General features: G+C 72.4%; 14 protein-coding genes. 7 read left to right on the top strand and 7 right to left on the bottom strand.

Features of this window, described 5'->3' with window-relative positions; translation table 11 throughout:
* Positions 1-77: 77 nt before the first annotated feature.
* Positions 78-1445: an L-serine ammonia-lyase gene (locus IF30_RS0111795; RefSeq protein ID WP_030235958.1), complete on the top strand. Its 1368-nt coding sequence runs from the start codon at positions 78-80 to the stop codon at positions 1443-1445.
* 74 nt (positions 1446-1519) lie between these two features.
* On the opposite strand, the gene IF30_RS0111790 is transcribed toward IF30_RS0111795, so the two are convergent.
* Positions 1520-1954: an ATP-binding protein gene (locus tag IF30_RS0111790; protein ID WP_030235955.1), complete on the bottom strand. Its 435-nt coding sequence runs from the start codon at positions 1952-1954 to the stop codon at positions 1520-1522.
* A 163-nt stretch (positions 1955-2117) separates the two neighbouring features.
* Between IF30_RS0111790 and IF30_RS0111785 the strand changes: the two genes are divergently transcribed.
* The 3 genes from IF30_RS0111785 (at position 2118) to IF30_RS0111775 (ending at position 4167) form a co-directional block, all read left to right on the top strand.
* Positions 2118-2936 (top strand): helix-turn-helix domain-containing protein, encoded by an 819-nt coding sequence (locus IF30_RS0111785; protein ID WP_030235953.1) that lies wholly within the window; start codon positions 2118-2120, stop codon positions 2934-2936.
* Positions 2921-3121: a DUF397 domain-containing protein gene (locus tag IF30_RS0111780; protein ID WP_037899693.1), complete on the top strand. Its 201-nt coding sequence runs from the start codon at positions 2921-2923 to the stop codon at positions 3119-3121. The genes IF30_RS0111785 and IF30_RS0111780 overlap by 16 nt, the downstream gene beginning before the upstream one ends.
* Before the next feature lie 185 nt (positions 3122-3306).
* The gene (locus tag IF30_RS0111775; protein ID WP_158834944.1) at positions 3307-4167 is read left to right on the top strand and encodes a hypothetical protein; all 861 of its coding nucleotides are present in this window, start codon (positions 3307-3309) and stop codon (positions 4165-4167) included.
* A 284-nt stretch (positions 4168-4451) separates the two neighbouring features.
* Here IF30_RS0111775 and IF30_RS0111770 read toward each other — a convergent pair whose 3' ends face one another.
* The 4 genes from IF30_RS0111770 to IF30_RS0111755 all read right to left on the bottom strand — a co-directional run bounded on the left by IF30_RS0111770 (position 4452) and on the right by IF30_RS0111755 (position 9326).
* Positions 4452-5009, bottom strand: coding sequence for an ATP-binding protein (locus IF30_RS0111770; RefSeq protein WP_234322675.1), 558 nt, complete (start codon positions 5007-5009; stop codon positions 4452-4454).
* A 127-nt stretch (positions 5010-5136) separates the two neighbouring features.
* A complete protein-coding gene (locus IF30_RS0111765; protein ID WP_030235941.1) occupies positions 5137-6378 on the bottom strand; it encodes a L,D-transpeptidase in 1242 nt (413 codons plus the stop codon).
* A gap of 261 nt (positions 6379-6639) precedes the next feature.
* The gene (locus tag IF30_RS0111760) at positions 6640-7893 is read right to left on the bottom strand and encodes a L,D-transpeptidase (protein ID WP_234322674.1); all 1254 of its coding nucleotides are present in this window, start codon (positions 7891-7893) and stop codon (positions 6640-6642) included.
* A 200-nt stretch (positions 7894-8093) separates the two neighbouring features.
* Positions 8094-9326, bottom strand: a complete 1233-nt coding sequence (locus IF30_RS0111755; RefSeq protein WP_030235934.1) for a L,D-transpeptidase — start codon at positions 9324-9326, stop codon at positions 8094-8096.
* 211 nt (positions 9327-9537) lie between these two features.
* On the opposite strand from IF30_RS0111755, the gene glgX reads away from it, so the two are divergent.
* The 3 genes from glgX to IF30_RS46540 all read left to right on the top strand — a co-directional run bounded on the left by glgX (position 9538) and on the right by IF30_RS46540 (position 15681).
* Positions 9538-11760 (top strand): glycogen debranching protein GlgX, encoded by a 2223-nt coding sequence (gene glgX, locus IF30_RS0111750; protein WP_030235930.1) that lies wholly within the window; start codon positions 9538-9540, stop codon positions 11758-11760.
* Between the two features lie 181 nt (positions 11761-11941).
* Positions 11942-13792, top strand: coding sequence for an ABC transporter ATP-binding protein (locus IF30_RS46545; protein WP_037899690.1), 1851 nt, complete (start codon positions 11942-11944; stop codon positions 13790-13792).
* On the top strand, positions 13789-15681 hold the full coding sequence (locus IF30_RS46540) for an ABC transporter transmembrane domain-containing protein (RefSeq protein WP_030235926.1): 1893 nt from the start codon (positions 13789-13791) through the stop codon (positions 15679-15681). Before IF30_RS46545 ends, IF30_RS46540 begins: the two co-directional genes overlap by 4 nt.
* A 90-nt stretch (positions 15682-15771) precedes the next feature.
* Here IF30_RS46540 and IF30_RS0111735 read toward each other — a convergent pair whose 3' ends face one another.
* Both IF30_RS0111735 and glgP read right to left on the bottom strand, forming a co-directional pair.
* Positions 15772-16659, bottom strand: coding sequence for a hypothetical protein (locus IF30_RS0111735; RefSeq protein WP_158834942.1), 888 nt, complete (start codon positions 16657-16659; stop codon positions 15772-15774).
* Between the two features lie 189 nt (positions 16660-16848).
* Positions 16849-19518 (bottom strand): alpha-glucan family phosphorylase, encoded by a 2670-nt coding sequence (gene glgP / locus IF30_RS0111730; RefSeq protein ID WP_030235922.1) that lies wholly within the window; start codon positions 19516-19518, stop codon positions 16849-16851.
* Positions 19519-20590 lie beyond the last annotated feature (1072 nt).

The raw sequence follows: 20590 nt of genomic DNA, 5'->3' as shown, positions 1-20590 counted from the left end.
CCCTTGCCAAGCCCTGCCCCGCCCCGCCCCGCCCCGCCCGCAAGTCCTTCCACGAGACCAGACAAGGACGTCCCTCCGTGGCCATCAGCGTCTTCGACCTCTTCTCCATCGGCATCGGCCCGTCGAGCTCCCACACCGTGGGCCCGATGCGCGCCGCCCGGATGTTCGCCCGCCGACTGCGGTCCGAAGGCCTGCTGGCCCAGGTGACGGCCGTGCGCGCCGAGCTGTACGGCTCCCTGGGCGCCACCGGTCACGGCCACGGCACCCCGAAGGCCGTCCTGCTGGGCCTGGAGGGCAACTCGCCCCGCACCGTCGACGTCGACCGGGCCGACAAGGACGTCGAGCGGATCCTCGCCGAGAAGCGGATCAACCTGCTCGACGAGCACGCCGTCGACTTCGACCCCGACACCCAGTTGGTCCTGCACCGCCGCCGCTCGCTGCCGTACCACGCCAACGGCATGACCCTCTGGGCCTACGCGGCGGACGGCTCGACGCTGCTGGAGAAGACCTACTACTCCGTCGGCGGCGGCTTCGTCGTCGACGAGGACGCGATCGGCGCGGACCGGGTCAAGCCCGACGACACCGTGCTGCGCTACCCCTTCCGCACCGGTGACGAGCTGCTGCGGCTCTCCCGCGAGACCGGGCTGTCCATCTCCGGCCTGATGCTGGAGAACGAGAAGGCCTGGCGCAGCGAGGAGGAGATCCGTACCGGGCTGCTGGAGATCTGGTCCGTGATGCAGGAGTGCGTGCGGGCCGGCATGAGCCGCGAGGGCATCCTGCCGGGCGGTCTCAAGGTCCGCCGCCGGGCCGCCTCGGGCGCCCGGGCGCTGCGCGCCGAGGGCATCGGCCCGGCCAACGCGATGGAGTGGGTGACGCTCTACGCGATGGCGGTCAACGAGGAGAACGCCTCCGGGCGCCGGGTGGTCACCGCGCCGACCAACGGCGCGGCGGGGATCATCCCGGCCGTCCTGCACTACTACCTGAACTTCATCCCGGGCGCCGACGAGGACGGCATCGTCCGCTTCCTGCTCGCGGCCGGCGCCATCGGCATGCTCTTCAAGGAGAACGCCTCCATCTCCGGCGCCGAGGTCGGCTGCCAGGGCGAGGTCGGCTCCGCCTGCTCGATGGCCGCGGGCGGCCTCGCCGAGGTCCTCGGCGGCTCCCCCGAGCAGGTCGAGAACGCCGCCGAGATCGGCATCGAGCACAACCTCGGCCTCACCTGCGACCCGGTCGGCGGCCTGGTCCAGATCCCCTGCATCGAGCGCAACGGCATGGCATCGGTCAAGGCCGTCACCGCCGCCCGCATGGCACTGCGCGGCGACGGCCGGCACCACGTCTCGCTGGACAAGGCGATCAAGACGATGAAGGAGACCGGCGCCGACATGAAGATCAAGTACAAGGAGACCTCGCGCGGCGGCCTCGCCGTCAACGTCATCGAGTGCTGAGCCCCGGCTGACCGCCCACGCCCGCGCGGGAAGTCGGCCCGGCCGACTTCCCGCGCGGGCGTGGGCGGCGATGGTCAGTCGTGGGGGTTGGCCGGGGTGGGGAGGGCGAGTTCGCACCAGGTGGTCTTGCCGAGGTAGCCCTTCCCCCGGAGGTGGGCGCCCCAGGAGGTGGCGAGGGCGGCGACGAGTTCGAGGCCCCGCCCGGACTCGTCGTCCGGCGTGGCTTGGCGGACGACCGGGAGGTCGGGGTTCGCGTCGGAGACCTCGATGCGGAGCAGGGAGGCCGTGGGGAGCAGGACCCGGACACCGATCATCCGGTCACGCGGGGAGCGGGCGTGGCGGCAGGCGTTGGTGACGAGTTCGCTGAGGAGGATCAGGGCGGTCTCCGCCGCGTCGACGGGCACCTCCCACTCGAAGGCCTGCCGGATGAAGCGGATCCGGGCACGGCCGGCGCTGCGGGGGAGGCGGGGGAACATCCACTCGACGACGTCGACGGGCTGAATGAGCATCAGAGTCCTTGGGAGGAGCGCACGGACGGCTTCACTCGTCAGGACCGAGTTCGGCCATTTCACCCTTCAAGGATCGACAGGCGGGCATAGCCTCGGGAGTTACACCGCAGGTACAGCGACAGCTTGACCGCCCTCTGACCAGGGCAGGGAGGGGCACCGGGCGATGAGCACACCGAAGGAAAACCCGATGTCGTGGAAGTACTGCGGGGATCAGCTCAAGCGGTGGCGCGAACAGGCCGGTGTGACTCGGGAGCAGCTGAGCCAGGCTGCCAACTACGACATCGAGAGCGTGCGGTCGATGGAGGCAGGGCGGCGGAAGCCTTCGCTCCAGCTCCTTCAGGCAGCCGATGAGTTGTGCGATGCGAAGGGGATGCTGGTGGGGGCTGCCGCGTTCCTGAAGCCCGAGAAGTTCCCCTCCTTCTCTCAGGACTTCATGAAGTACGAGCCCGAGGCGACCGTCTTGAGTTCCTACGAGAGCCAGCTCATCCCTGGCCTGTTGCAGACCGAGGCCACCGCCCGAGCCCTACTCAATGCACATTGGCCGCCTTTGGACGACGACACCGTGGAGGAACGAGTCTCCGCCCGACTGGCTCGTCAAGTGATCCTGAGCAAGCAGACCAAGTCGTTCAGCTTCCTCATTGATGAGTTCGCCCTCCTGCGCAAGTTCGGCACCTCTGCGGAGCACAGGGAACAGCTGAAGCACCTACTTGCTGCTGGCAGAGCGAGGCACATCGACATCCAGGTGGTCCCCGCCAAGTGCGTTCATCCGGGAGTCAACGGCGCATTCGTCCTACTGGAGACCATCGATCACGAACGCCTCGCCTACGAGGAGGGGCAGTCCATGGGCTTGCTCTATGCCGACCCGGAGAAGGTGAATCTGCTCTGGCAGCGCCATGCGATGATCCTCCGGCAGGCCCTCAGCCCCGAGGAGTCGGCTCGTTTCATCAACAAGTTGGCGGAGGAGCTATGCGCACCGATGTGATCTGGGTGAAATCCAGCTACAGCGGGACCGAGGGGGGCAACTGCGTCGAGGTGGCCTCCTGCCCCTCCGCCATCCACGTCCGGGACTCCAAGGACAAGGCCGGGCCGACCCTCACCTTCTCCCCCGAGGCCTGGTCCTCCTTCGTCTCCTTCGCGTCCGAAGCTCAAGCCGCGCGAGCCGAGTGACCCCTTAGTGGAACGGTGAGGTAACCACCTTCCAACCACCCCTGCACGCTGCACATATGACTTATCGTCATCACTTCGCCACGGCCGGTTCCCCCGTGTAGCGTGCGCAGCAACGAAACAACCCCCGCCGGTGCGGCAACACCGAACGGGGGTCTGACCGGCACGATCGAAAGAGACTCGATCCTGTGGCTACCCACGACTCTACCGCCATGGCCTCCCCCGGGTACGGCAAGCAGTCCGCGCCGGACCAACGGCCGCGCGCCGCGAGCGACTTCACCCATCTCCCGGCGCGCGAGGCCTACCTCGCCTCGCTCGTCGACCGGCTCCCCGACGGTGCCGCCATGGACGTCAAGACCCTCGCCGCCCTTCAGCCCCACTACGGGCAGATGGCGTGCCGCACGGCCCTCCACCGGCTCTCCGCCGCAGGTCACCTGCGGCGGGTCCGGGAGCGCATCAGCTCCAGGGACTGCCGCTGGGTGTTCCGCACCTACTTCTCCCGCACTCCCCGCTCCGACGCCTGGTGGGCGCACTTCCTCGCCACCGGCGAGGCGTCAACGGCCGCCGCACCCGATCCCCCGGAGGAGCGAACGCCCGACCGCACCCCTCCCGCGTCGGCCGCGTACGCCGCCCTCGCCGGGCTAGGTCTCGCGGATTCCCGCCTCGCGCTGTCCGCCGCCGACTGTGCCGCGCTCGAACCGCTGGCCGCCGAGTGGCTGGCGCGGGGCACCACGCCCGCCCTGTTCACCGCCGCGCTCACCGCGAGCCTGCCGCCGGACGTGCACAGCCCGGCAGGCCTCACCCGGCGCCGCCTGATCGACAAGTTGCCGCCGGACCGGCCGCTGCTCCAGCAGCAGCCCGCCCGCATCGTCGAGTGCACCGATTGCCGTACGCCGTGCCGCCCGCACGTGCTCCTCGGCGGCCTCTGTCGCGCCTGTCGCGGCAACGAGGCGATCATCCCGCCGCCTCGCCGGCAGCTCTCCGCCACGGCGGTCCGCCGCCACGCCGACCGCGCCCGACAGGCCATGGCCACGCCCCTCAGATCGTGAATATTCACAGGCCGCGGCGTGAACCTATACAAAATACAAAGGTGAACTAGGTTACAAACCTTTTAATCCAAGCCACCCGGTTTGCCCACATGCTGAGATCATGCGATAGTCGAGGCATCGACTTCGGCGGGCCCGACCTGGCACTGCCGACGCCCATCGCGCGGCACGCACCCCCTTGGCCGGCGCGATGACTTGCACGGGCCCCCACCCGCCGGACCACGGCGACTCCGGGGGCCCTGCGCGTATCCGCCTCCGGGCGCCCGGGGCTCACGGCCGTTCGGGCCCTACTGCCGCTCGCGCACCTTCAGCTCGAACCAGACGCCCTTCCCGCGCGGCAGCAGGTCCGCTCCCCAGCGGTCGGCGAGGTCGTCGACGATCTTCAGCCCGCGCCCGCACTCGTTCACCGGCTTGGGCTCGGCGAGGATCATGCAGGGCAACGCCCGGGAGGAGTCGCGGACTTCGATGCGCAGCCAGCCCGGCTTGCGGCTGACGTGCAGGCCGATGGTGCGGCCGGCGGCGTGCCGCACGGCGTTGGACACCAGCTCGCTGGTGAGCAACTCCCCGGCCTCCAGGTGCTGGTGGAGGTCCCAGGACTCCAGGACGGACAGCACCAGCCGCCGGGCCACCGGGCCGGACTCCGGCCGCGACGGCAGTCGCACCTCGTTCGGCGAGGACTGATCGCACAGCCTGCCGGAATACATCTCCTCCAGCTCCGCCGAGCTGAGCCGCTCCAGCGCCGAGAGCGCTCCCTGGACGTCGATCCAGAACGCCGCGGCGACCGTTCCGGCCCCGGGAACTGATGACTGATCTGTTTCGCCCCAACCCGCCATGCGGACCATCATTGCGGAACGCAAGCAGCCGCGTACGGACAATGAGCAAACGATCTCCCCCGAGTCGGCATATGCCGGATGCAAGAAGGGGTCGACCCGGGCCTGTGTACGTCAAGCCCGAGTTGACCCCCGCGCCGTCCTACCAGGAGCTCCACGGCAGGTTCCAGCCACTCAGCCCGTTCGAGGGGTCGAGCGTCTCCTTCTTGACGGAGTTCTTGACGATCACCACGTCCCCGACGACCGAGCTGTCGTAGAACTTGCCCATCGAGGTGGAGTCGCCGCCGCCCTCGACGTCCTTGAGGCCGACACAGCCGTGGCTGACGTTGTCCCCGCCGAAGATGCTGTTCTTGGCCCACCAGTTGCCGTGCACGTACGTCCCGCTGGTGGTGAGCCGCATCGAGTGCGGCACCTGGAGGTCGTAGGGCGCGCCGGTCATGCCGGGCAGGGTGCTGGACTGCATCCGCACCGTGCCCTCCTTGGACATGACGACCATGGTGCCGTTCCAGGTGGGGTGGTCCTCGGAGCCGGAGGTGATGTCGATCTCGGAGTTCTGGCCGTCCCCCCGCGCGACGGTCATCTTGTGCGCGGCGGCGTCAACCGTCGAAATCTGGGATCGCCCGATCGTGAAGGGCTCGTCCCGGTCTCCGCCGTACACCCCGGGGGTGATCTCCACGCTCTTGAGGCGGTAGTGCACGACCACCTTGGTGCCGGGCACCCAGTACTGCTCCGGCCGGAAGTCCAGTCGGCGGTCGCCGAACCAGTGGCCCTTGACCGCGGTGCCGTTGCTGGTCTCGAAGGTGATGCCCTTGGCGACGTCGTCCTTGTTCTTGACGTCCTTGCTGAACTCCACCGAGACGATCATGCCGACGCCGTACGTGGCGTCGTTGTCCACGTTGTCGGAGGCCTTGGCGAGCGCCGTCGGGGTCAGCGTGGTGAAGTTGCTGTCCGCGGTGGCGACCGCGCCGTCGGCGTCCGCGGCCATCGCGCTGACCTGGTAGGCGGTGCCCACCGCCAGGGCGGCCGTCGGCGTCCAGGAGGAGCCGTCGGCGGAGATCGTGCCGGAGACCTCCTTGCCGGTCTTGTCGCTCACCTTCACGGTGGTGAGCTTGCCGCCGGTGGCGCCGACCTTGATCGCGTTCGGTGCCACGTCCACCGAGCCGGCCTTGGGCTCGATGCTCACCGCGGCCTTGGAGACCTTCGGTGCCGTGCTGGTGGGCGCCTCCGCCGGCCGGGACGCGGCCGCCCCGGCCCCCAGGTCGGCCTTGGCCGCGCTGCCGCCGCCCCCGCCGCCGTTACCGCCACCGCCGCCGCCACAGGCGGCCGTCAGTGTCATCGCCCCGCCGACCAGGCCGGCGACCACCACTCTGCGTATCGACCTCAACGTCGATCCCCTCCCTCGGAACCCACCCGGACCACCTGAACCACCCGGACCACCTGAACCGCCCGAACTGCGGGAACCACCCCGACGCCCGAACTCCCCGGCCGGGCCGCCGCACGCACCCGGTCACCGGAAAGGTTGCGCCATGCCCGGGGCCGCGCGCCCCGGAAACCGGAGCGGTCCGACCCCAACGGGTGAGGATCGGACCGCTCCGCGAGAACCCACCGGAGTGCCCGAGTATCCGGGCGAACCTCCGGGTAGGGCCTACCAGTTGGCCCAGGCCACGTTCCAGCCGCCGAGCCCGTTGGAGGGCGCGACGGTCTTCTCCTTGCTGTTCACGATCTTGACGACGTCGCCGACCATCGAGTCGTTGAAGAACTTGCCCGCGACGGAGGTGTCGCTGCCGCCCTTCACGTCCTGCATCGACACGCAGCCGTGGCTGGCGTTGGTCTTGCCGAAGGGGTTCGCCCAGTAGTTGCCGTGGACGAAGGTGCCGGAGGTGGTCAGCCGCATCGCGTGCGGCACGTCCTGGATGTCGTACTCGCCGCCGAGACCGACGGTCTGCGAGTTCATCCGGGTGACCTTCTCCTTGGACATGACCACCATGGTCCCGCTCCAGGAGGGGGTGGCGTCCGCGCCCAGGGTGACCGGCACCGTGGTGCTCTGGCCGCCCCGCTCGATGGTCATCTGGTGCGACTTGGCGTCCGCGGTGGAGATCTGCGAGCGGCCGATGGTGAACGGCTCGTCCTTGTCCACGTCGCCGTAGACGCCCGGGGCGACCTCGACGTTCTTCAGCCGGTACTTGATGGTCACCTTGGTGTCCGGCGCCCAGTACTGCTCCGGGCGGAAGTCCACCCGGCGGTCGCCGAACCAGTGGCCCTTCACCACGGTGCCGTTGCTGGTCTCGAAGGAGATGCCCTGGACGACGGCGTCCTTGTTCTTGACCGGCTTGTTGAACTCGACCGAGACGATCATGCCGACGCCGTAGGTGGCGCCGTCGCTGATGTTGTCGTTGGTGGAGACCTTCTTGTCCGGCGTCAGCGTCGTGAACGAGGTGGTGGACGCGGCCACCAGCCCCTCGGCGTCCTTGGCCTGCGCGTTCACCTTGTACGCCATGCCGACGGTGAGCGCCGCGGCGGGCTTCCAGCCGGCGCCGTCCGGGGTGATCGCGCCCGCGACCGGCTTGCCGTCCTTGTCGGTCACCTCGACCGTCGTGAGCTTGCCGTTGGCGACGGACACCTGCAGCCCGGTCGGCTGGACGTCCTGGGCGCCGTCCTTCGGCTCCACGGCGATCACCGCGGCCGAGGTCTTCGGCGCCGCCGAACCGCCCGCGTCGGCCGCGGCCGGCGCACTGGCCGCGGCGTCCCCGCCGCCCGAACCGCCCGAACCGCTGCCCTTGTCGTCGTTGCAGGCCGCGGTGAGCAGCAGCACCCCGCCCATGGCCAACGCCAACGCACCCCTGCGGCCGTAGCGGCTGGTGGTACGTATCGCGGCGCCGGCTGTCTTACCCGTCTTCACGGTTTCTCCCCTCCCGGTATCCACTCAGTTGACGCGTTGAGTGCCGCCATGAGTTGCACCGGACGTGGATCTTTCGTGCCGGGCTGCGGACGCGCCGGAGCAGGATAACCGGGCCGTTCGAACGAGTTCGCACGGGTGCCCGGGCGGAACCGGGTGAAGCCGGGGTGAACCGGACGTGAAGGCGGCGCGGGCGCCCGTGGCTACCGCAGGGCGCTCCCGGCCAGCCACTGGTCCCACGGCAGGTTCCAGCCGTTGAAGCCGTTCTGCGGGGGCACGAAGTCCCCTGCCGAGGCCTTCACCTCCACCACGTCCCCCGGGATGGTGTGCTCGAACAGCCAGCCCGCGGGGGTGTCCTTGCTCGTCCCGCCCTTGGCGTCGGCCAGGCCGATGCAGCCGTGGCTGGTGTTGGCGCTGCCGAACACCGCCGGGTCGGCCCAGTAGTTGCCGTGGAGGAAGGTGCCGGACGTGGTCAGCCGCATCGCGTGCGGCACGTCCTTGATGTCGTACTCGTCGCCCATGCCGACGGTCTGCGAGTTCATCCGGGTCACCTTGTACTTCTCCGACACCACCATCACCCCCCGGTAGGTGGAGTGCTCGGGGCTGCCGCCGGAGACCTTGAGCACCCGCACGGCCTTTCCGCCCTGGCCGGCCCGGACGGTCAGGGTGTGCGCGTCCAGGTCCACGGTGGAGACCTGCGCCCGGCCGACGGTGAAGTGCAGGTCCCGGCTCTGGGTGCCGAACTCGCCCGGCGCGCCCTGCACGTCCTTCAGCCGCAGCACCACCGCCACCTTGGTGCCGGCCGCCCAGTACTGCTGCGGGCGGAAGTCCAGCCGCTGGTCGCCGAACCAGTGCGCGGCCACCGGGACGGGCGGGTCGGCGGTGACCCGGACAGACTTCTCCACGGCCGCCCGGTCGGCGATGGGGCGGCTGAAGCGCAGCGAGACCGGCATGCCGACGCCGACGGTGGAGCCGTCCTCCGGGGTGAAGAAGGCGACGAAGGTGTGTGCCCGGGCGACGGTCGAGAACGCCGAGTGCAGGGCCGCCTTCTGGCCCTGGTCGTCCTCGGCCACGGAGTCCAGGGTGAACGCGGTGCCGAGCGGCAGCGGGCCGTCGGGAGCCCAGGCGGCGCCGTCCGGGGCGATCGTGCCGGGCACCTCGGCGCCCTTGGCGTCGGCCAGGCGGACGGAGACCAGCCGGCCCTGCGCGGCGCCCACCCGGACCGCGCCCTCCGGCTGCACGTCCACCGCGCCGTCGGCCGGCAGCGCGGTGAGCACCGCCCGGGACGACTGCGGCGGCGCGGCGACCGCCCCCGCCCCGGCCGCGTCCCCGGCGGGCACGGCCGGGGAGCCGCCGCTGCCGCACCCGGTGAGGACCGCCAGACAGCAGGCCACCGCCGCCGCGCCCCGCGCCCACACCCGTCCTCGGCGCCGCATCCCGGGGCCTCCCACTGTTCACGTCCGACGCCCCGGACAACGATTCCCGTCGCCCCGGGGACACGCGGCGCCCCCGGAATCCCGCCATCCACCGCCGGGCGCCTGCCCGCCATCCGCCGGTAAGCCCCCGTTCAGCGGCTTCCGGGCTGCGCAATCCGGGAAAGAGGAAGTGAACGGGGTCCGGGACACCCCGCCCAGGGAGGGTACGGCCATGGCGTCAGGGCAGGAGCTGGAAGCCGGGGTACGGCCGGGCGGCGGCCCGCACCCCGCCGAGCCACCGCGGCCCGGCAGCTGGCAGCCGCTCGGCGCCCGCTTCCGGACGGACCAACTCGGCGTCCAGGGCACCAACTTCGCGCTCTGGGCGGGCGACGCCGAGGCCGTCGACCTGTGCCTCTTCGACGAGGACGGCCGGGAGAGCCGGCACCGCCTCACCGAGCAGGACTTCCGGATCTGGCACGGCTTCCTGCCCGGCGTGCGCCCCGGCACCCGCTACGGCTTCCGCGTGCACGGCCGGTGGGATCCGTGGACCGGCGCCCGCTGGAACCCGGCCAAGCTGCTGCTCGACCCGTACGCCCGCGCCGTCGACGGCTGCTACACCTCGCACGACGCGGCCTGCGCCGCCGTCCGCAACTGGCCGGAGGCGGACGTCGCCGACACCGTCCGCGACAACCGCGACTCCGCGCGCTTCGTCCCCAGAGGCGTCGTCGTCGACGACGACGACGACTGGTACGACGACCACCGCCCGAAGACCCCCTGGGCCGAGACGGTCCTCTACGAGCTCCACGTGCGCGGCTTCACCATGCGCCACCCCGACGTCCCCCCGCACCTGCGCGGCACCTACGCCGGCCTCGCCCACCCCGCCGCCATCGCCCATCTCACCCGCCTCGGCGTGACCGCCGTCGAACTGCTGCCGGTGCACCAGTACGCCAGCGAGGACCACCTGCAGGCCCGCGGCCTGGTCAACTACTGGGGCTACAACACCGTCGGCTTCTTCGCCCCGCACGCCGGCTACTCCGCGTCCGGTTCGCGCGGCGGCCAGGTCGGCGAGTTCAAGCGGATGGTCCGGGCCCTGCACGCCGCCGGGATCGAGGTGATCCTGGACGTGGTGTTCAACCACACCGCGGAGGGCGGCGAACTCGGCCCGATGCTCTCGCTGCGCGGCATCGACAACGCCGCCTACTACCGCCTCCCCCCGAACCGCCGGCGCGGCTACGCCGACTACACCGGCTGCGGCAACACCCTCGACACCCGCCGCCCCCAGGTGATCCGGCTGATCACCGACTCGCTGCGCTACTGGGTCGCCGAGATGGGCGTCGACGGCTTCCGCTTCGACCTCGCCGCCGCCCTGGCCCGCGGCGGCGCGGGCGGCGGCGACGGCGTCGACATGGACCACCCGTTCCTCGCCGCCGTCTCCCAGGATCCGCTGCTCAGCCGGGTGAAGCTGATCGCCGAGCCCTGGGACGTCGGCCCGGGCGGCTACCAGGTCGGCGGCTTCCCCCCGCTGTGGGCCGAGTGGAACGACAAGTACCGGGACGCCGTGCGGGACTTCTGGCGCGGCGCCCGCCCGGACGTCCGCGAGCTCGGCTACCGCCTCTCCGGCTCCTCCGACCTCTACCAGCGCGGCGGGCGCCGCCCGTACGCCTCCGTCAACTACGTGACCGCGCACGACGGCTTCACCCTGCGGGACCTCGTCTCCTACGACCGCAAGCACAACGAGCGCAACGGCGAGGCCAACCGGGACGGCACCGACGACAACCGCTCCTGGAACCACGGCGCCGAGGGCGAGACCACCGACCCGGACGTCAACGCCCTGCGGCTGCGCCAACTGCGCAACCTGATCGCCACCCTGCTGCTCTCCGCGGGCGTCCCGATGATCACCGCCGGGGACGAGCTGGGCCGCACCCAGGGCGGCAACAACAACGCCTACTGCCAGGACAACGAGATCAGTTGGCTGGACTGGTCCCTGCTGGCGGAGCCCGGCTGGCAGGAGCTGTGCGACCTGACCGCGCGGCTGGTCCGGCTGCGCCGGCGCCACCCGGTGCTGCGGCAGCGGGCGTTCTTCTCCGGCCGGGCCGCCACCCCCGGCGGCCAGCCCGACCTGGCCTGGTTCACCCCGCTGGGCAAGGAGATGACGGAGGCCGACTGGTTCGCGCCGACCGCCTGCCTCGGCATGCTGCTGTCCGGCACCGCCATGACCGAACGGGACGACGCCGGACGGCCGTTGCGGGACGACAGCTTCCTGCTGCTGCTCAACGCGGGCCACGAGGAGACGGTGTTCACCCTGCCCGGGGAGCCCTGGGCGGCCCCGGAGACGGCGTACGAGACGGTGGTCGACACGGTGGGAGCGGGCACGGGCGCGCCGGGTCCGCGGGGCACCGTCGTCCTGGGCGCACGCTCGCTGCAACTGCTGCGCGCGCCCGCCCACGACGTCTGACGGACGCGCGAACGCACGGGCGGGCACACGTACGGGCGCACGGACGGGCACACGTACGGACGCACGGGCGCACGGCACGCGGGCGCACGCCCCGCCCGGGTGGCCGGTTCTCGCCGGGTGCCGCCGACAGGGGCGAAAAACCGGATGAGAAGTGACGGGTTCTCTGCCTACCCTCACCGCGATGGCCGAGAACCGACAAGACACCGACAACCCGCCCACCGACGGACCCCCGACCGGGCCGCGCCGCACCACGGTCCGCTCCCTGCTGCGCCTGTGGCCGTACGCCCGCGCCGTCCGCGGCCGGCTGGCCGTGTCGGTGACGGCGGCCACGCTCGGCATGCTGAGCACCCTCGCCGTCCCGGTGATCCTCGGCCGGATCGTGGACGGCCCGCTCGCCGAGCACGACCTGGGCGCCCTCTGGCCGCTGGTCGGCCTGCTGCTGCTCGTCGGCCTCTTCGAGGCCGGGCTGTTCTACACCCGCCGGGTGGTGCTGGCCCGCCCGCTGGCCGGGCTGGAGACGGCGATGCGCGGCGACCTCTTCGCCAAGCTCCAACGGCTGCCGGTCTCCTTCCACGACCGCTGGGGCTCCGGCCAGTTGCTCTCCCGGGCCACCGCCGACATGTACACCATGCGGCTGTTCCTGGCCTTCCCGCTGGTCTTCCTGATCGTCAACTCGGTGATGTTCCTGGCCGGCGCGGCGCTGATGTTCACCCAGGACTGGCGGCTCGCGCTGATCGCCCTGATCCCCGTCGGCCCGCTGTTCCTGCTCACCCGGCGCTTCGAGGCCGGCTACTCCGGCGCCTCCCGCCGCGCCCAGGACCAGAACGGCGACCTCGCGACCGTGGTCGAGGAGTCCGTCCTCGGCATCCGGATCCTCAAGGCCTTCGGCCGCCACCGCTCGATGGCCGAGCGCTTCCGCGCCCGCTCCCAGGAGCTGCGCCGCACCGAGCTGCACAAGGCGCACCTGCTCGCCAACCTCTGGGCCGTCATCGTCGGCCTGCCGGAGGTCGTCCTCGGCTGCGCCCTCGCCGTCGGCGCGTACCTGGTCGCCCACGACGAGCTGAGCGCCGGCAGCCTGGTCGCCTTCCTGTCCACCGCGCTCGCACTGCGCTGGCCGGTCGAATCGCTCGGCTGGCTGCTCGCGTACGCCAACGAGGCCGCCACCGCCACCGACCGCTTCTTCGAGGTGCTGGACGAGCCCGACACGCCGGACCGGCGCACCGACCCCGCCGGCCCGGCCCCCGCCCCTTCCGGCCCGGCCCCCGCCGCCCGGGACGGCATCCGGTTCACCGGCGTCCGCTTCCGCTACCCCGACGCCCCCGAAGGCAGCCCCGACCTGCTGAGCGGCATCGACCTGCACATCCGCAGCGGCGAGACGATGGCCCTGGTCGGCGCCACCGGCAGCGGCAAGACCACGCTCACCGCCCTGCTCCCCCGGCTCTACGAGGTCACCGCCGGCACCATCACGCTGGACGGCCGGGACATCCGCGACCTGCCCCGGGAGCGGCTGCGCGAGATCGTCGCGGTCGCCTTCGAGGAGCCCACGCTGTTCTCCGCCACCGTCCGGGAGAACGTCCTGATGGGCGCCCCCGGCGCGAGCGCGGAGCAGCTGCGCTCCGCCCTCGGGACCGCCCAGGCCGGCTTCGTGGACAAGCTCCCCGAGGGCGTGGACACCGAGGTCGGCGAGCAGGGGCTGAGCCTGTCCGGCGGTCAGCGCCAGCGCCTGGCGCTGGCCCGCGCGGTGGTCGGCGACCCGGCCTTCCTGGTGCTGGACGACCCGCTCTCCGCCCTGGACGTCCACACCGAGGCGCTGGTCGAGCGCGCCCTGCGCGACGTGCTCGGCACCACCACCGCCCTGGTGGTCGCGCACCGCCCCAGCACCGTGCTGCTCGCCGACCGGGTCGCCGTCCTGGCGGACGGCCGGATCGAGGCCGTCGGCACCCACCAGGAGCTGCTGCGCGACTGCGCCCACTACCGCGAACTGATGTCCGGCGAGGCCGCCCTCGTGTCCGAAGGAAGTGCAGCCCCGTGACCACGACCACCGAAGCGACGGCCGCCGGACCGACGGCTGCCGGACCGACGGCTGCCGACCCGACGAAGGCCGGGGCCGGCGCCGACGCCGAGGACCTGCTGCCCCCGCCGCCGGCCGACGAGGAGGACATCCCCGTCCCGCCCGGCGCGCCCCGGGCGCTGCTGCGCTCGCTGCTCGGCCCGCACCGGGCTCGGATCGCCGTCGCGATGGTGGTCATCCTGGTCCAGCAGGCCGCCCTGCAGTCCGGCCCGCTGCTGGTCGCGGTGGCGATGGACCGCGCGATCCCGGCGCTGCGCCGGCACGACTCCGGCCCGCTGATCGCGGTGGTCGCCGCCTACCTGTTCTGCGCGCTGCTCAGCCCGGCCCTGCAGTGGCTGTTCATCAAGATCAGCGCCCGGGTCAACCAGGACATCCTGCTGGAGCTGCGCGGCCGGATCTTCCGGCACGCCCAGCGGCTGAGCCTGGACTTCCACGAGCGGTACACCTCGGGCCGGATCATCTCCCGGGCCACCAGCGACATCGACGCGCTGCGCGAGCTGCTCTCCGAAGGCCTGCAGGAGCTGCTGACCGTCTTCCTGTCGGTCTGCTACATCTCGGTGCTGCTGCTGGTGCTGGACTGGCGCCTCGGCCTGGTCTCGCTGGTGTCCGCCGTGCCGCTGGGCCTGATCGCCCGCTCCTTCCGCCGCCGCTCGCGCCGGGTCTACCGCCGCTCCCGCACCTCGGCCGCGTCGCTGATCGTCCGCTTCACCGAGACGATGAACGGCATCCGCCCGGTGCAGGCCTTCCGCCGCGAGAAGGCCAACGACGCCGCCTTCGCCGTGGTCAACCGGCAGTCCGCCACCGCGACCGCGGACGGCCTGCTGGAGATCGCCCGCTACGTCGGGCTCTCCCGCGCCACCGCCAACCTGTGGGTCACCGGCGTGGTGCTGTTCGGCGCCTACCTGGTCGTCGAGGACGCGCTGGCGCTGGGCGCGCTCACCGCGTTCGCGCTCTACCTGCGCCGGCTCTACGACCCGATCGACCAGCTGGCGATGTTCCTGAACAGCTACCAGTCGGCCGCCGCCGCCCTGGAGAAGATCGCCGGCCTGCTCGCCCACGAGCCGACCGTCGCCGAGCCGGCCGCGCCGAAGGAGCTGCCGCAGGCGGCCGGGAAGGGCCGCGAGGTGTCCTTCGAGCGGACCCGCTTCGCGTACCGCACCGGCAAGGAGGTGCTGGCGCCCTTCGACCTTTCGATCCCGGCCGGCCAGACGGTGGCGGTGGTCGGCGCGACCGGCGCCGGCAAGTCGACGGTCGCCAAGCTGCTGGCCCGCTTCTACGACCCGACCGAGGGCCGGATCCGGCTGGACGGCGTGGACCTGCGCGAGCTGCCCGGCCCCGAGCTTCGGCGCGGGGTGGTGATGGTCACCCAGGAGTCCTTCCTGTTCTCCGGCACCGTCGCCGAGAACATCGCGATCGGCCGCCCCGGCGCCACCCGCGAGGAGGTCGAACAGGCCGCCCGCGACATCGGTGCGTACGGGTTCATCGCCGCCCTGCCGGACGGCTTCGACACCGACGTGCGCAAGCGCGGCGGCCGGATCTCGGCCGGTCAGCGCCAACTGGTGGCCTTCGCCCGCGCCCTGCTGGCCGACCCGGCGGTGCTGATCCTGGACGAGGCCACCAGCTCCCTGGACGTCCCCGGCGAGCAGGCCGTCCAGCGGGCGATGCGCACCGTGCTGGCCGGCCGGACTGCGATGATCATCGCGCACCGGCTCTCCACCGTGGAGATCGCCGACCGCGTCCTGGTGATGGACCAGGGCCGGATCGTGGAGGACGGCTCCCCGCGGGAGCTGATCGACGGATCCGGCCGCTTCGCCGCCCTCCACCGGGCCTGGCGGGACAGCCTGGTCTAGAGCCGATCCGGGGCCCCGCCCCGGCCCGTGAATGTGCCCGTCCGGGTGCGCCGTTACGCACCCGGGCGGGCCGCCACGCTTCCCGCGCCGTCAGTCCACGGTGACCGCGTAGACGGTGTGCCAGTCGGGCGAGGGGCAGTCCTCCTGCGCGGCCACCACGTCCAGCGTGCCGCCGGGCAGCACCTGTCCGGCGGCGGTCGCCGGGTCGATCACCACGGCCGGGTCGATGAACATCGCGTCGTGGTAGCGCGGCCCCACCGGGAAGTGGCAGGTCAGCGTCCGCGCCCCGGTCGCCGTGCAGCCGTGGGGCGCCGCGCCGGTCAGTGCGGTGTGCTCCGGGGTGGTGATCGCCACGTCGACCGGGTGCGTCGAGTACGACGGGCCCGCGTCGTACACCCACAGCGGCAGGTCGACGGTCGCGCCGGGCTTGCCGGTGAAGTCTCCCGGCTGCGGCACCGGGTGACCGCCCGACCAGGCGGAGGAGGCCCCGACCATGAAGTGGGCGCGGGTGTCGGCGGTGGTGAGGCCGTACGGCGCGGTGTGGCCGGACCGGTCCGGGTCACCCGGGTAGAAGGCCTGGACGTCACCGCTGATCGTGACGAACGGCGGGGTGATCGGCGCGACGTACAGCGCCAGCCGCTCGACCGCGGTCGCCCCCGGCGCCAGGCCGGCCGGGATGCCGTACGAACTGCCCGTACCGAAGTAGGTGAGGGCAACCGGCGGCTCGGCCGACTGCACCACGCCGGGCGACGGGAAGTGCACGACCACCAGGGTCGCCTCGCTGGTGGCCGCCGGGCCCCGGTTGGTGACCCGCACCTCCAGGATCCCGGTCTCGCCCGGCACCACCGGGTCCGGCGGCGGGCAGAGCTCGACGGACAGCTGCGCGGTCGCCGGTGGCGCCGCGAGCGGGGTGGTGGCGGCCTGGGCCGGCCACGCCAGGAGCACGACGGAGAGCGCGGCGAGGCCGGCCGCGCGCATGGTTCGCATCATGACCATCACGCTCCCCCCGCCCGACACGCCGGGCAACCGGATGGCTGCCGTCCGTGGCACTCCGGACGGCAGCCGTCCCGCGTTCCGGTGCTCCCCGCGCGGTCGCCCGCCGCGGGACCGCCCGGACGCCCGGACGCCCGGACGCCCGAACGCTCGGGCGCCCGGACCGCCGCGGCGTCAGCGCAGCAGCCCCGCGTCCATCCCGGTCGACTCGGCCGGCAGCGCGACCAGCCCCAGCTCGGCCGGGGAGGCCAGCCTCGGGTGGGCGGGCAGCACGCGGACGGTGTAGCCGAACGGGCCGGTCCGGCACAGCTCCAGCGAGCCCTCGTAGCGGGTGCGGCCGTCCAGGTCGGGCCCGCCGACGGGTTTGAGGGCGAGCACGCAGGCGTCCGAGATGCCGTCCGACTCGTCCACCCGGCCGGAGACCACCTGCACCTCGACGTCGCCGGGCTGCAGCGTGCCGAGCGCCACCTGCACCCGCAGCGCCAGCGAACTGCCCAGCTCCTGGGCCTCGGCCGGGCAGTCCGCCTCGACGTGCTCGACCCGGACGGCCGGCCAGGCCTCCCGGACCTTCGCCTTCCAGACCGCCAGCTCCCGCGCGCCGCGGTTGCGGTCCACCGCCAGCTCCCGCTGGGCCAGCCCGGCCGGCGCGTACAGCCGTTCGACGTACTCCCGGACCATCCGGCCCGCCAGCACCTTCGGCCCGAGGGTGACCAGGGTGTGCCGGACCATGGCGATCCAGTGGTGCGGCAGCCCGTCCGCGTCCCGGTCGTAGAAGCGGGCGGCGACCTGGTCCTCGATCAGGTCGTAGAGCGCGGCCGCCTCGATGTCGTCCCGCCGCTCGGCCTCGCCGCTGTCCGGGTCGAGCACCCCGCCGCTCTCGTCGGCGGTGGGGATCGCCCAGCCGTTGCGGCCGTCGTACCACTCGTCCCACCAGCCGTCCAGGACGGACAGGTTGAGGCAGCCGTTGAGCGCGGCCTTCATCCCGGAGGTGCCGCACGCCTCCAGTGGGCGCAGCGGGTTGTTCAGCCAGACGTCGCAGCCCGGGTAGAGGTGCTGGGCCATCGCCATGTCGTAGTCCGGCAGGAAGACGATCCGGTGCCGGACGGCCGGGTCGTCGGCGAAGGCGACCATCTGCTGGATCAGCCGCTTGCCGCCGTCGTCGGCCGGGTGGGCCTTGCCGGCCACCACGATCTGCACCGGCCGGGTGGGGTGCAGCAGCAGGGCGCGCAGCCGCTCCTGGTCGCGCAGCATCAGGGTGAGCCGCTTGTAGGAGGGCACCCGGCGGGCGAAGCCGATGGTGAGCACGTCGGGGTCGAGCACCGAGGAGACCCAGCCGAGTTCGGCCTCGCCGGCCCCGCGCTGGCGCCAGGAGGCGCGCAGCCGGCGGCGGGCCTCGTCCACCAACTGGGCGCGCAGGCTGCGGCGCAGGTCCCAGATCTCGGCGTTGCCGATCGCCTCCAGGCCGGTCCAGCGGGTGACCTCACCGGTGGTCATCGCCTCCTCGGCCCGCTCGGCGCCGATCTCGGCGGCACCGAGCCGGACCACTGCCGGGTCGATCCAGGTGGCGGCGTGCACGCCGTTGGTGACCGAGGTGATCGGCACCTCGGAGGGGTCGAAGCCGGGCCAGAGGCCGTGGAACATCGAGCGGCTGACCTCGCCGTGCAGGGTGGAGACCCCGTTGGCGCGCTGGGCCAGCCGCAGGCCCATGGCGGCCATGTTGAACAGTTTCGGATCCCCGCCGCGCCAGGTCTCGGCGCCGAGCGCGAGCACCTGGTCGACGGGGACGCCGGGCAGCGCGGCGTCCCCGCCGAAGTGCCGGGCGACCAGTTCGCGGTCGAAGCGGTCGATGCCGGCGGGGACGGGCGTGTGGGTGGTGAACAGGGTGCCGGCCCGGACGGACTCCAGGGCGGCGGCGAAGTCGAGGCCGACGGCGTCCTCGGCGACCAGCTCGCGGATCCGTTCGACGCCGAGGAAGCCGGCGTGGCCCTCGTTGGTGTGGAAGACCTCGGGGGCGGGGTGCCCGGTGAGCCGGCAGTAGGCGCGCACCGCCCGGACCCCGCCGATGCCGAGCAGCATCTCCTGCAGCAGCCGGTGCTCGCTGCCGCCGCCGTACAGCCGGTCGGTGATGTCGCGTTCGGCCGGGGAGTTGGCCTCGATGTCGGAGTCGAGCAGCAGCAGCGGCACCCTGCCGACCTGGGCCTTCCAGATCCGCGCGGCCAGGGTCCGGCCGCCGGGCAGGGCGAGGTCGACCCGGCTGGGGGTGCCGTCGGCCTCCCGCAGCGGGCTGACCGCGAGCTCGTCCGGGTCGAGCAGCGGGTAGCGCTCCTGTTGCCAGCCGTCCCGGCTCAGGGACTGCCGGAAGTAGCCGTGCCGGTAGAACAGGCCGACGCCGATGACCGGGACGCCGAGGTCGCTGGCGGCCTTGAGGTGGTCGCCGGCCAGGATGCCGAGCCCGCCGGAGTACTGGGGCAGGGCGGCGGCGATGCCGTACTCGGGCGAGAAGTAGGCGATCGCGGCGGGCAGCGGGGCGGCCTCGGTCTCCTGCCGGCGGGCCTGGTACCAGCGCGGGCCGGTCAGGTAGTCGCGCAGGTCGTCGGCGAGGTCGCCGAGTCTGCGCAGGAACCGGCGGTCGGTGGAGAGTGCGGCGAGCCGGCCGGCCGGGACCTCCCCGAGCAGCCGCACCGGGTCCTCCCCGGTCGCGGCCCAGACCTCCGGGTCCACGGACCGGAACAGGTCCCTGGTCTCGGGGTGCCAGGACCAGCGCAGGTTGAGGGCCAGCTCGTGCAGCGGCTGGAGTTGTTCGGGCAGGACGGTGCGGACGGTGAATCTGCGGATTGCCTTCACGGCGTGAAGCGTAGCCGCGGCGGTCGCCCGGACAGTGCGTCAAGTGGGCTATTGGCCATCCGTTCGGGCTATTGATGAGATCGCATTCGGCGCATCGGACTGCGCAGGGGGCGCGCGAGGCGCACATTTCGGAGGGCCGCGCTACCAATGCGTGAACTCTGCGGTACGGGGCCATTTCCGATGGCGCATCCACTCATGAGAAGGCCCGAAACTACTGTCGTACCGCTGCAAAAACCTTGTCGCCGGTGCGAGGATGGCCGAAGGTCGTTGATGCTGCGGCGAGTGCGGCGACGGGTGGCGCCCTCCTTGAAGCAGCACGTCCGAATCCTTTTTCGCGTTGACCGTTCCCGTTCTTCTTAGCCCATTCGGCGCTCACCGCGCGCCGCCGCGTGTCCTTGTGCCCGGCCTGCTCGTTCACGGGTGGTCCGGGCCGCCCAGGGGCGTGCCCCCGGAGGCGTGCGCCGGGACGCGCGCGGGCTCCGGGGCGTCCCGCCACCGGCTCGGCGGGCGCCGGGCAGGTTGCCGGGGACGGCGGCGCGGGCAGGCTCCGGTCGCACGTCCTCCCCACCCAGCAGTCCTCCCGGCACTCCCCTGGCCCGACCCCGGCCCGCGGGGGCTGCCGCCGATCTCGGGCAGGAGTTTGGCATGCACGGCGACACGCGGGACCAGTCCACACCGGTGGCCGAAACCATCGACACAGCGGTCGCGGAATCGGCCGGACGGATGGATTCTGACACTCGGACAGATCCGGCGATGCCGGCGCCCAGGGCGTCCGGGGCGGTGCACGGCGGATCCTCCGAAGCCCAGCCCTCCGAAGCCCAGCCCTCGTCAGCGGCCCGACAACCCGGGGCCGAGGAGGACCCGGCCGCGGAGAACCGGACCGCGGCACCCCGCAGGCGCACCACCACGCGCCGCACCACCGCCACCGCGTCGGCCGCCACCCCCGAGGCCGGCGCCGGGGCCGGCACCGCGCCGCGCCGGAAGCCCGCCGCCAAGAGCGCCGCCGAACCGGCTGCCAAACCCGCCGCCAAACCAGCTGCCAAGTCCGCCGCCAAGTCCTCCGCCCGCAAGA

Source organism: Streptomyces sp. NRRL S-350, from assembly GCF_000719705.1.
Taxonomy (GTDB): Bacteria; Actinomycetota; Actinomycetes; order Streptomycetales; family Streptomycetaceae; genus Kitasatospora.
This window is presented reverse-complemented; position numbering and strand designations above follow the sequence as displayed.